Here is an 11,314-nt window from a genome sequence, read left to right as displayed (position 1 = left end):
TTATTATTGAAGCGGGCTCGCCAGCAGGCTGAGCTCAGGATTGAGTTCAAGCGCTTCTTTGCAATAATCGCATGTAATCCGAACGGTAATATCCCCACCGGAATTATACGCTATTATATCCCTCCGCTCGTCGGGGGTCAAGAAATGAAAGCCTAACTGTGCTTCTGATATTCGGGCAGAATCGATTCGTCCAATAAAGGTACGGCAGTGCCTGCACACATAATTCACTGACATGTTTATGCCTCCTGAACATGGTTTATACGTCCAGTATGCCCATTATGACTGAATTGAACCCGGTTTTGATCATTTTTCCCAGCATGTCTTCCAACAAGTATTACCCGTTAAACTTAGCCATTGTCTGCTCGAATGTATGATTCAGGCTGTGCTCCAGAGCATCACAGGTTTGCTCAATAGTATGGTCGAGCGCTTCCTTCTCTTTTTTCATAAATGTAGACAGCACATAATCAACAATGGCATGTCCAGGTTCTGGGCGCGAAATACCCATCCGTACACGGTTGAATTGCTGTGTGCCGGTATGCTGAATAATGGACTTGATTCCATTATGGCCGCCAGCACTACCTTGATAACGCAGTCTGACTTTGCCAATCTCCGTGTCCATGTCATCATAAACGACAATCAGATCTTCCAGACTGACTTTGTAAAAGTCCATATATGCCCGTACCGATTCACCGGACAGATTCATGAATGTCATCGGTTTGATCAACACGGTTTTCACACCGCCAATATTTCCTTCTCCAATTAACGCCTTACATTTGCTCTGAGTGATGGAAATCCCATGACGACTGGCCAGTTGATCCAGTGCCATAAAACCAATATTATGTCGTGTTTTGGCATAGTTTGAGCCCGGATTACCCAGGCCTACAATCCACTTCATCGTATTCCCTCCTTCGGATCACATGAGGTGAGGCATAGACTTCGAATGTTATATTTCATATAATATCAAGAAAGTGAACTTCCTATTTACTGTAATTTTCACGATTATTATCTTATTAACCCAGGAAGGTGAGCGGGTTTTGCGCGACGATAACGGACAGCTGACTCAACATAGTGATTTTATCTATCATCTCGAATACCATGTACCCGTACAGGTATATGATCGCGACACCCATATTGAGATCGGATTGATTACACGTTTCGATAATCAATTTGTCGAAATTGCCGACACTCTTTTTCATCGGCGGCGTTTTCGCTTCATTTCACGGCCAGGATATTAATCATCCGGCCTCTCCAAGCATCGTTATAATGGCACGCCGACAGGGGTTACATTTTCCGTTCGACCGGAAAACGTAACCCCTCTACTACTTTGTGCAGACATCCTTATTCAATTTCAAACAGCTTGCTGATTGACAATTCCTCATGAACCCGGATAATGGCTTCCCCGAGCAAAGGTGCTACAGACAACACTTTAAGTTTGCTTGTCGGATTGGCATGCGTGATTGGAATCGTATCCGTTACGATAACTTCTTTCAGTGGTGCATTCTCCAAACGCTCCATCGCTGGTCCGGACAATACCGGGTGAGTACAGCATGCGTATACTTCCTTCACGCCGCCTTCCATCAGTGCGTTTGCACCCAGCACAATGGTACCTGCCGTATCGATGATGTCATCGATCAGGATTGCTGTTTTACCTTCAATGTTACCGATAATGTTCATAACTTCACTTACATTCGGCTCCGGACGACGTTTATCAATGATCGCCAGAGGTGCATTCAGGAAATCAGCCAATTTCCGTGCACGTACTACACCGCCGTGGTCAGGAGATACAACGACCGGATTTTCGATCTGTTTGGAGCGGAAATATTGAGCCAGAATCGGCACACCAAGCAGATGATCCACTGGAATATCAAAAAAGCCCTGGATTTGCATGGCATGCAAGTCCATCGCAATTACGCGGGTAGCTCCTGCTTTTTCGATCAGATTGGCTACCAGTTTCGCTGTAATTGGATCACGCGAACGTGCCTTACGATCCTGTCGTGCATAACCGTAATACGGAATTACAACGTTGATTGTCTTGGCTGATGCCCGTTTCAGTGCATCAATCATGACGAGCATCTCCATCAGGTTGTCGTTAACCGGCAAGCAAGTGGACTGCACAATGTATACGTGACAGCCCCGAACGCTCTCGGAGAGCTTCACTTGAATCTCACCATCACTGAAGCTGGTTGTGTGAGATTCACCCATAGGAATTCCGATATAATCAGCAATTTGATGGGCAAGCTTGGGGTTAGAATTGCAAGTAAATATTTTTAATTTCGAATCAAAATAAGTCATAAAATAAAAACCCTCCGTGCTGGTTCATTGGAATCTATAAGCGTCTGCGACATGTCGGCACCTCCCGAAGATCGGGAGGCAATCAGAATATCAATACCCCTTATTCGGGTTTGGCATTTTGTTTCTTGGCTTTGGCACGTCCGCGAATTTTCTCTGCGTAACCAGGTTTGTTCTCCTGGCGAGGACGAGCAATAGCCAGATCATTCTCCGGAACGGAATGTGTAACGGTTGAGCCGGCAACCACATAAGCGCCTTTTCCTACCGTGATCGGTGCAATCAGATTGACATTGCTGCCTACGAACGCATCATCTTCGATTGTCGTTACAGCTTTATTATATCCATCATAATTAACCGTTATTGCCCCGCATCCAACATTTACGTTCTTCCCTACTTTAGCATCCCCAATATAGCTGAGATGTGATACTTTGGATCCTTCATCAATTGTAGCATTTTTCACTTCGACAAAGTCACCAATTTTTACTTTCCGGCCCAGCTTGGTGCCAGGACGCAGGTAAGCAAATGGTCCTACCGTTGTCTCTTCGCCTACTTCGGCCTGGGACAACACGGAATGTTTAATCGTTACACCGTTCTGAATAACACTGTCTTCAATATCGGCCTGAGGACCAATATGGCAAGCTTCACCAATGGAAGTTGTCCCTTTCAGAATGGTTCCCGGATACAATACCGTGTCTGATCCAATCGTAACATCCGCTCCGATATATGTCGATGACGGATCAATGATCGTAACACCGTTCAACATATGTTTTACAGCCAAACGTTCACGCATATATGCTTCTGCTTGGGACAGAGCGAGCCTGTCATTAACTCCGATGGATTCCGCGATATCATCTGACATATAAGCTTCAACCACTTCACCATCGTTACGGAAAATCCCAACAACATCTGTCAGGTAGTACTCTCCTTGGGCGTTCTGGTTGGTCACTTTCTCCAGTGCAGCAAACAATTTCGCATTATCGAAACAGTAAGTGCCTGTGTTAATTTCTTTCACAGCATCTTCCTGCTCGTTGCAGTCTTTCTGTTCCACAATGCGTTGTACAGAACCGTCTTCTCCGCGAATGACGCGGCCGTAGCCTTTTGGATTGTCCAATTGAGCCGTTAGCACGGTTGCAGCAGCTCCGCGACTCTCATGAAGCTTCATCAGACCTTCCAGCGTTTCACTGGTTACCAGTGGTGTATCTCCACAGACGACTATAGTAGAGCCTTGCTCACTTCCAAGCAAAGACTTCACTTGCTTCACCGCGTGACCTGTTCCCAATTGTTCAGCCTGAAGTGCATACTCTGCTTTGGAACCCAAAAATGACTGCACCGCTTCGGCACCATGACCGACCACGACCACACTGCGCTCAACGCCTGCGCGTAGAGCTGCATCCAGCACGTGAGCTACCATAGGTTTACCGCATACGGGATGCAGTACTTTGTACAATTTAGATTTCATTCGTTTGCCTTGTCCTGCAGCAAGTACAATTGCCATTCGTTTCAAATTTCACGACCTCCTGTTCTGAAAACCCCATCCGGAAGACCCACCTTAATGGATCATCCCTGATAAGTATCGTTCAGCCGGCCTGAAGCCGGTCTTGTTCATCGCCTACTGTCTCTGTTATCACACGTAACAACGCGGACACGAGCAAATCGTGACCTATATGTATACGCCGTGTACCTGTGAGCCTTAACCGAATCCCAATGACTCTTAAGATGCCGCCCTGTCACCAAGCGCACGCTGCGCTAATGTTTCCTTCAACATTTTCCAGCAATAACGCTGTTAAATGTTCCTGTTTGAATAAACTCAATACTGAATATATCTTATTCCGGTCAAAAAGAAAAGAGAGCCATAAGACATGGCTCTCTTTTCCTTCGAACCCCAATAATGTTCTCAGGCACCTTCTTCAATGACTTCTTCCTCAGTTGCAGCGCGGTCATACTCAGTCAAAACAGCAGCCTGAATCTTCTCACGAGTACCGGAAGAGATCGGGTGGGCGATATCACGGAATTCTCCGTCAGGAGTCCGCTTGCTCGGCATAGCAACAAACATTCCGTTGTTCCCATCAATGACGCGAATGTCATGAACGACGAATTCGTTATCGATGGTAATGGATGCGATAGCCTTCATTCTCCCTTCCGAGTTAACGCGGCGGAGTCTGACATCCGTAATTTGCATGTGTGTGTTCACCACCTTTTTCCATCAGAACTTGGTGTATAATTCCACACAGCCTATACGAACTCCTTCTTTTTATAACCACAAAAATGTCCTAATTTCAGGAATTTTTTTATTTAATACACAATTCGACAACGTTAGTGCCAGGTCGATGGAAAAGAACCTTTCCCGACATGTTATTCGTCATCTTTCTACAGGTCAAAATAGTTACCAGGCTTCACCGAAATGTGTCTGCTTTTTGCATCCACGGCTGTCAGCTGCGCAAGAGATACGTAATCGGTCAGCAAACGCTCTTCCGAATCAACTGAACCAGATTCTACCAACACCCCTACACCTGCTACCGTTGCATTAAACTCGGCGAGCAAATCAATCATGCCCTGTACCGTTCCACCGGCTTTCATGAAATCATCCACGATCAGAACCCTCGAATGCTCACGCATCGCCCTGCGGGATAGGGACATGGTATGGAGACTTTTATGGGACCCCGATACATAATTGATACTTACGGCCGATCCTTCCGTAGCCTGATGGTCCCTGCGCACGAGCACTACAGGCAGGTTAAGCTGGGCTCCAGTCGCATACGCCAGAGGAATGCCCTTCGTTTCTACCGTCATGACTACATCGATATCCATGTTGCCAAAAGCAGTCGCAAATATTTTACCTGCTTCATTCATTAATGCAGGCTGTCCAAGCAGGTCAGACATATAGAGATACCCACCGGGCAAGATACGGTCAGGCTGCTCCAACTGATTGCTTAGTCGTTCGGCAAAAGCCAGAGCATGTTCTCTGGACACCTTCGGAATCCATTTAACTCCCCCAGCAGCCCCTGCCAGTGTTTGCAGTTCTCCCGACCCGCCTTCTTCGAACACTTCCTTGATAATCGCCAAATCCTCACTGATTGACGACTTCGCGGCACCATAACGTTCGGCAAAAGTGGTTAACGGAATAACCGTATGCGGTCTTGACAATAAATACTGCGTCATTTCAACCAGCCTAGCGCTTCGTTTTAATTTCTTCACAGAGATCCATCCTCACGATCACGGAAAACATCCAAATCCGAATAATTATTTAAAAATATACCACCTTTATACGTGTTTGTACATTATAAAAGCGAATTCTAAGTCAACATGCGTACTGCATACACTTCTTTGCAGAAGCCGCGCAGCCCATTATAGATCCGTGCAACCTTCGCTTCCTTGGAGACCAACCCAAATACGGTTGGGCCACTACCCGACATGAGTACCCCATCTGCACCCAGCTTTATCATGGCATCCTTCAAATGCTGGACTTCCGGATACAGCTTAAGCGTGACATCCTCAAGCACATTCCCCATCTGTCCGCATACCTCTGCAAAGGAATGATTACGAATGGCCTGCTCCATCTTGGCCGCACTCGGATGGCGAACAATCTTATCGCTGCGGAATCTTCCGTACACATCGGCTGTCGACACATTGATTGGAGGTTTCGCCAAGATGACCCAGCATTGCGGTGGGTTAGGTATTGGCTTCAGTTTTTCTCCACGGCCTGTAGCGAGCGCTGTACCTCCTGTAATACAAAAAGGTACATCCGAACCAAGCTCTGCTCCAAGCTCCTGGAGCTCATGATCTGGGATATTCAGACGCCAGAGGCGGTTCAAGCCGCGCAGCGTAGCTGCAGCATCACTGCTGCCGCCTGCCAGACCGGCAGCCACCGGAATTTTTTTGTCCAGATGAATGTGCACTCCAGTACGCACGTCGTAGCGTTCTTTGATCAATCTGGCCGCCTGGAATGCCAGATTCTTCTCATCAAGCGGAATATACCCCGCCTGACTGGAGATAAATATCGTATCGCGAGGCAGTTCTGACATTTCCAGCCGGTCTGCCAAATCGACCATGGTCATGATCATCTCGACTTCATGGAACCCGTCGCTTCGTTTATGTAAAACGTCCAGCATCAAATTAATTTTAGCAGGCGCTTTTTCGTAAATTTTCAAGGCGTTCACCCGTCCTCACCTTTTCCCTAAGACAACTTAACATATTATATCAAAATGGGGCTGTCAAGTCATTTTTATTCCGAATTCATGGGGAAAAAGCGAGGTCAACCTCGTGGAAGGCCCCGCTCTCCAAACCGTCTAGATCGAATTACGATTTGCGTGCTGCCTCTTCAGCAAGCTGAATGGCACGCTTCACCATATTGCCTGCATCCTTGGCTTTGATGCCACCCCAGCCTTCCTGCTGTACGGTATCATAAAATCCCAGGTCTTTTGCCAGCTCATACTTGAGCTCTTCTGACATCACACTTCTTCTTCTGCGGCTCATGAAACCATCCTCCTTGAAGTAGCAGTTTTGATTAGTCCATTTACACCAGGATTCTTCCTGAAAGCTTCAGAGCCACCCTTTTCGATGAACTGTTCAGCAATATCAGTATGGGCCTGTTCAAATAGTATGCCGTTTCTGGTTAAACCTCATTCCTGCAGATGCCTGTCTGGACGGTAATTCTAAACAAATAAAAAAGCAGTTCGCCCCAAGGGGCAAACTGCCTGTAAAACGATGCTTACGTCTCCATATAGGAGTTAGGCGTCTGGTCGCCTGGGTTAAATACCATGACTTCCACCGACTCCGTAAGTATATCTGCATAACTGTAAGAGACTCGCTTGAACGTTTCTTGCTCTTCATCAAGCTTGACGATAAAAACAGAAGGGTACGTTTCTTCCAATACACCCGTACGCTCGATAGTCTTACGGCGGCCACCATTAGCCCGCAACATAATTTTTTGACCTATATGAGCATCGAGATTGCGTTTGATATCCAACAGCGTATTTTTAGCCATTGTCGACGACCACCTCTTTTCTTGTCCATTATACCTGAATTTACAGTCAATGTCAAATCAAAACTAAATATTATATCAGCATGGAAAAGTTGCTGTCAATGAATTTTTTTGCAAATGAAAAAAGCCCCAAATTGGGACTTTAATTGACCTATATCAGATGACTGATGGGTTAACTTTAAGTGTAGATAAATCGTTCAAACCAGGGAGGCCAACGCGGTAACTGCCGCGTGTTTCGACACCACCTACACCCTGGCTGCCGCTAATCGTGTTATGCAGAATATCATTCATATTTACCGTTTCCCTAACGGATGTAAAGGCTGCCTTGGCGGCCACATATACAGGGTCAAGGGCATGGATCAGAATTCGGCCTGGTGAGCTGGCAAAGTTCGCACCTGCCCGCAGAAGTGCCTCAAAATGGGACTGACATGCTCCTGCAACGATCGTTAGTGCATCCAAATGGCGCTCATATTGTCTTGCAACCTGGATCGCTGCCACAAAATTTTGCGAATTCTTGTAACTTCCGAGACTGTATAAGTCGTAAGGCTGACGGGTCTTCAGAACTCCGTCATGGCCCGTAATGACTACAATGTCAGGCTGAACTTTGGGAAGAAGACGATACAGGGCATCAGCCATGGCTGACTCATGGACATATTGACCCTCTGCCGGGACACGAAGCTGCTCATAGAGAGCCATACTTTTCTTCAGGTAATTTGGATCCCCATCCAAGTGGAGCACCTTGCCTGGCATTTCAAAATAAGCCGGCTCCCGCTGTGCAGCCCAGTCCAGCGTCAGGCCTTCACGGTTGCGCTCCGCCTGTTCAATCCGGTTCTGCTGCAGCCTGGAGAGTGTCTGATGCGCTTTTACATGTGCCTGCCTGGTCTTGGCACTCTGCGGTTCATAAGGAACCTGTATCAAATCGTCCACCGGGGAGTCGGCAAGCAGCCGGAATTCGGTCCCTTTAATGACCGCGCTATCCAACTGGAGGCCTTCCACCCGAAAAGTCACATCTCCACCGTATGACTTACGAACGACCAAGTCTCCGATATTCATCAACATAATCACCTCTACCCCATCGTATGGGCAAAGACCCGGTTTGGTTCATCCGAATTTATTTACAGGCCGGCACGAATTCCTGCATCCCACATTACCGTGCTTAGCGCCGCATATTCCTGCAGAGTAAGTGTCTCACCCCGTCTGGACGGCTGAATGCCAGCCTGCTCCAGTAACTGATCCGCCTGCTCTCGATTCTCCTTGGTGAAGAAGCGAGCTTTCAGATTGTTCGAGATGGTTTTTCTGCGCTGGGCAAACGAGGCTTGTACCACTTCGAAAAAGTGCGCTTCACTCGGCACTTCGACAGGGGGCTGCTCACGAACCTTGAGCTTGATGACAGCTGATTCCACATTGGGCTGCGGAATAAATACGGTTGGCGGCACAATGCAAACCAATTCAGGCACACTGTAATATTGGACAGCAATGCTCAAGCTTCCGTAGTCCTTCGAGCCGGGTGCAGCTGCCATACGTTCTGCTACTTCCTTCTGGATCATAACAACAATGCTGTCTACCGGCAGTTTCTCTTCCAGCAGTTTCATCATAATAGGAGTCGTCACATAATACGGCAGATTGGCTACAACACTTACCTTGCCCACACTAGCAAAGTCTGTGCGGAAAAGCTCTGCCAAGTCCAGCTTCAGCACATCGCCGTGCTGTATCCGAACGTTGGGATAAGGCTCCATTACTTCTCCAAGGATCGGTAACAAACGCTGATCGATTTCCACCGCGGTTACAGGGCCGGCTGCTCGGGCCAGTCTCTCCGTAAGTGCTCCAATCCCCGGGCCGATTTCGAGTGCGCCCTTGGACTCGTCCAGATCTGCTGCATTTACAATTTTGTTCAATATATTTTGATCAATCAGAAAGTTCTGACCTAGACTTTTTTTAAAGGAGAAACCGTGTCTCTGAATTATCTCTTTCGTTCGCTTGGGTGTTGCAATTTCCAAAGTCTCATCCATGCCATTCATACGCTCACAATCCTTCACGTTCAATTTGCGATAATGCTGCAGAAAACTCTTCCCGGCTAATTTGGAATACACCCAGCCGCTTGTGGAACTGCTTTCCGTTGCAGTAACCTATGCCGAGCAGATTCCCCATCTCCATACGCCTTGCAGCTGCCTGCGGGTGCACAATCAGTCCTGCTGCAATCAAGTCATCCCAATCGATCTGGCTCGGTACACCCTCGTACGAGGTATGCACACGCTCCAGCGCATGGCGGATTGCCTCAGGTGAGGCATTCTCGACCCCGATATCCCCTTTGCGGGTTGCGTCCGCTTCCGGAATAAAAGCATGTTTGCAGCCTGGAACCTTGTTTGCAATGATTTTGCGAATGCGCTCACCGGCATGATCCGGGTCGGTAAGAACAATTACACCGCGTCTTTCCTGTGCCAGTGCAATTCGCTTCAGGATTCGCTGGTTAATGGCTGATCCGCCGGTCTCTATGGTGTCTGCCTCAACAGCCCGCCGGATGGCGACGGTATCGTCGCGTCCTTCTACCACAATGACTTCTTTTATCATGTTCCATTTCTTCCTTTCTAACGCAAAAAGAAGAGGAATATCCTCTTCTCTGCCAAACGGCGGCGAGCCTATTCAGACTCCACCGCCGCATATTCCGCATGATTCATTCATGCAACTATTTTATAGCATTCCCATTTCAAAGTAAAACGATTTTAGTTCGCTTCCGGCTTAACCGGACCGATCACATATACCGTCTTGCCTTTCTTACGTCCGAAATTCAGGGCATGCTTTACACTGTCATAATACACATCGATTTTGTTGCCTTTAATGGCGCCGCCAGTATCTTCCGCACGACGGAAGCCGAGGCCCTCAATATACACCCACCAGCCGATCGGAATCACTTTTGGATCGACCGCAATGGTCCGTCCTTCAGTTACCCGGGTACCGGAAGCTGTTTTTGTACCAATGCCAGGCTCCTCAGAAGAGTACGCGGTCATCGATACATTTTTAAGTACTTTGGAATATTTAAAAGAAGTGCCTGAGACGGTAATCACTTTGCTGCCTGATGCAGCGGTTTTCTTCGAGTTCGTTGTCGTTTCTTTCTTTGCTGTGGAGGTTTGGGCCGATACCGTCTGAATCTCCGGCTTCTTCACAACAGGTTTTGCTTTGGTTCCGACAGCAATAACTTTATCGACACGGTTGGTCGATACCGATTTGCCCACCATCTTTTTGGAGACTAACTCTCCATCCTGGAACACCTTTTCGATATGCTGTACAAGTGTACCTTCTTTGCCGTTTACGATGACGCGATTGTCACCTTTGTACAAGCTAGGGTCAGCCGTTTTGATTACTTTGTACGCAATCGGCTGTTCCACTTCCACTGTACGCTTTGTTACACGCACTACGCGAATTTTCATATCTGCCTTGATTGGTGTTGCGAGCGCAGGATAAACCTTATCCTCACTTGCAACTTCAATTCCAGATTTCTGAATTGCATCTTCTACCGATGAATCGGTTGTATACAGAGTCTTGGTGTCTCCGTCTGCCGTAATGTTGACTGGAACGGCCCGCTCAATAACGATGCGGTCTCCATCTGCGATTGCCCCGTTCAAAGGCATGGATACCTCATCATGGGGGCTGACTGTGATTGATTGCTCCTCCAGCATTTCTTGAAGCATTCCTGTACGAGTCTCTACCGCTTGAGCTTTGCCATCAATAACCAGCGAAATTTGTTTCCCGGCTTGACCGTAAACGACTAACAAGATCATGATTGTAAGCGCGATTGAGAAAATAGCGATCAGTGCCATTTGACGCATGTTCTCATGCTTCCACCGCAACGCGTAAGACTTACTGGATGATCGTGACTCATGGGTCTCTTCTGGTTGGAATGTGCCCACTTCTCCGTCCTCCTTCATAGCCTCGCCGTCTAAAGTTAATGCATGATGTCTTTGACGCGACTATACCAAATTTTCTACAGAACTGATCGATATCTCAATGACCGGTTCTGCACCATGAACCACTCTTCGCAACATGATG

The 11,314-nt window shown here is 47.5% G+C and carries 14 protein-coding genes; 1 reads left to right on the top strand and 13 read right to left on the bottom strand.

Annotated features, from left to right (window positions below):
* Nucleotides 1–3 precede the first annotated feature (3 nt).
* Nucleotides 4–234 (bottom strand): anti-sigma-F factor Fin, encoded by a 231-nt coding sequence (locus tag F4V51_RS00215; RefSeq protein WP_095362254.1) that lies wholly within the window; start codon nt 232–234, stop codon nt 4–6.
* A 100-nt stretch (nt 235–334) separates the two neighbouring features.
* Nucleotides 335–895 carry an aminoacyl-tRNA hydrolase gene (gene pth / locus F4V51_RS00210; protein ID WP_153976427.1) on the bottom strand — a complete coding sequence of 187 codons (561 nt, stop codon included), beginning with the start codon at nt 893–895 and terminating at the stop codon, nt 335–337.
* Nucleotides 896–1,034: 139 nt separating this feature from the next.
* Between pth and F4V51_RS00205 the strand changes: the two genes are divergently transcribed.
* On the top strand, nt 1,035–1,235 hold the full coding sequence (locus F4V51_RS00205) for a hypothetical protein (RefSeq protein WP_153976426.1): 201 nt from the start codon (nt 1,035–1,037) through the stop codon (nt 1,233–1,235).
* A 103-nt stretch (nt 1,236–1,338) separates the two neighbouring features.
* On the opposite strand, the gene F4V51_RS00200 is transcribed toward F4V51_RS00205, so the two are convergent.
* The 11 genes from F4V51_RS00200 to F4V51_RS00150 form a co-directional block, all read right to left on the bottom strand.
* Entirely contained in the window at nt 1,339–2,292 is a 954-nt protein-coding gene (locus F4V51_RS00200) for a ribose-phosphate diphosphokinase (RefSeq protein ID WP_017691370.1), read from the bottom strand.
* A gap of 100 nt (nt 2,293–2,392) precedes the next feature.
* Complete coding sequence (gene glmU / locus F4V51_RS00195) at nt 2,393–3,784, bottom strand: bifunctional UDP-N-acetylglucosamine diphosphorylase/glucosamine-1-phosphate N-acetyltransferase GlmU (protein WP_164764365.1); 1,392 nt, start codon at nt 3,782–3,784, stop codon at nt 2,393–2,395.
* Between the two features lie 399 nt (nt 3,785–4,183).
* Nucleotides 4,184–4,468: a septation regulator SpoVG gene (spoVG, locus tag F4V51_RS00190; protein WP_017691372.1), complete on the bottom strand. Its 285-nt coding sequence runs from the start codon at nt 4,466–4,468 to the stop codon at nt 4,184–4,186.
* 188 nt (nt 4,469–4,656) lie between these two features.
* Nucleotides 4,657–5,484 carry a pur operon repressor gene (gene purR / locus F4V51_RS00185; RefSeq protein ID WP_095293352.1) on the bottom strand — a complete coding sequence of 276 codons (828 nt, stop codon included), beginning with the start codon at nt 5,482–5,484 and terminating at the stop codon, nt 4,657–4,659.
* 98 nt (nt 5,485–5,582) lie between these two features.
* The gene (ispE, locus tag F4V51_RS00180) at nt 5,583–6,437 is read right to left on the bottom strand and encodes a 4-(cytidine 5'-diphospho)-2-C-methyl-D-erythritol kinase (protein ID WP_153980510.1); all 855 of its coding nucleotides are present in this window, start codon (nt 6,435–6,437) and stop codon (nt 5,583–5,585) included.
* 148 nt (nt 6,438–6,585) lie between these two features.
* Nucleotides 6,586–6,762: a small, acid-soluble spore protein, alpha/beta type gene (locus F4V51_RS00175; protein ID WP_153976425.1), complete on the bottom strand. Its 177-nt coding sequence runs from the start codon at nt 6,760–6,762 to the stop codon at nt 6,586–6,588.
* Between the two features lie 235 nt (nt 6,763–6,997).
* A complete protein-coding gene (gene veg / locus F4V51_RS00170) occupies nt 6,998–7,273 on the bottom strand; it encodes a biofilm formation stimulator Veg (protein ID WP_095293350.1) in 276 nt (91 codons plus the stop codon).
* A gap of 153 nt (nt 7,274–7,426) precedes the next feature.
* Nucleotides 7,427–8,323 (bottom strand): sporulation peptidase YabG, encoded by an 897-nt coding sequence (gene yabG / locus F4V51_RS00165; RefSeq protein ID WP_153976424.1) that lies wholly within the window; start codon nt 8,321–8,323, stop codon nt 7,427–7,429.
* 62 nt (nt 8,324–8,385) lie between these two features.
* The gene (gene rsmA, locus F4V51_RS00160) at nt 8,386–9,279 is read right to left on the bottom strand and encodes a 16S rRNA (adenine(1518)-N(6)/adenine(1519)-N(6))-dimethyltransferase RsmA (RefSeq protein WP_153980509.1); all 894 of its coding nucleotides are present in this window, start codon (nt 9,277–9,279) and stop codon (nt 8,386–8,388) included.
* 13 nt (nt 9,280–9,292) lie between these two features.
* Nucleotides 9,293–9,838 carry a ribonuclease M5 gene (gene rnmV, locus F4V51_RS00155; RefSeq protein WP_153976423.1) on the bottom strand — a complete coding sequence of 182 codons (546 nt, stop codon included), beginning with the start codon at nt 9,836–9,838 and terminating at the stop codon, nt 9,293–9,295.
* A 152-nt stretch (nt 9,839–9,990) separates the two neighbouring features.
* On the bottom strand, nt 9,991–11,175 hold the full coding sequence (locus F4V51_RS00150) for a resuscitation-promoting factor (RefSeq protein ID WP_153976422.1): 1,185 nt from the start codon (nt 11,173–11,175) through the stop codon (nt 9,991–9,993).
* Between the last annotated feature and the right edge of the window lie 139 nt (nt 11,176–11,314).

It is taken from the genome of Paenibacillus xylanilyticus (genome assembly GCF_009664365.1).
GTDB classification, from domain to species: domain Bacteria; phylum Bacillota; class Bacilli; order Paenibacillales; family Paenibacillaceae; genus Paenibacillus; species Paenibacillus xylanilyticus_A.
Note: the sequence above shows the minus strand (reverse complement) of the source record. Positions and strands in the feature narration are given on the sequence as shown.

Bases quoted from the DNA above. Each gene is read 5' to 3' on its own strand.
- veg (WP_095293350.1), bottom strand. From the start codon at position 7,273: ATGGCTAAAAATACGCTGTTGGATATCAAACGCAATCTCGATGCTCAT.
- F4V51_RS00175 (WP_153976425.1), bottom strand. From the start codon at position 6,762: ATGAGCCGCAGAAGAAGAAGTGTGATGTCAGAAGAGCTCAAGTATGAG.
- yabG (WP_153976424.1), bottom strand. From the start codon at position 8,323: ATGAATATCGGAGACTTGGTCGTTCGTAAGTCATACGGTGGAGATGTG.
- F4V51_RS00200 (WP_017691370.1), bottom strand. From the start codon at position 2,292: ATGACTTATTTTGATTCGAAATTAAAAATATTTACTTGCAATTCTAAC.
- F4V51_RS00215 (WP_095362254.1), bottom strand. From the start codon at position 234: ATGTCAGTGAATTATGTGTGCAGGCACTGCCGTACCTTTATTGGACGA.
- glmU (WP_164764365.1), bottom strand. From the start codon at position 3,784: ATGGCAATTGTACTTGCTGCAGGACAAGGCAAACGAATGAAATCTAAA.
- rsmA (WP_153980509.1), bottom strand. From the start codon at position 9,279: ATGGATGAGACTTTGGAAATTGCAACACCCAAGCGAACGAAAGAGATA.
- pth (WP_153976427.1), bottom strand. From the start codon at position 895: ATGAAGTGGATTGTAGGCCTGGGTAATCCGGGCTCAAACTATGCCAAA.
- rnmV (WP_153976423.1), bottom strand. From the start codon at position 9,838: ATGATAAAAGAAGTCATTGTGGTAGAAGGACGCGACGATACCGTCGCC.
- spoVG (WP_017691372.1), bottom strand. From the start codon at position 4,468: ATGCAAATTACGGATGTCAGACTCCGCCGCGTTAACTCGGAAGGGAGA.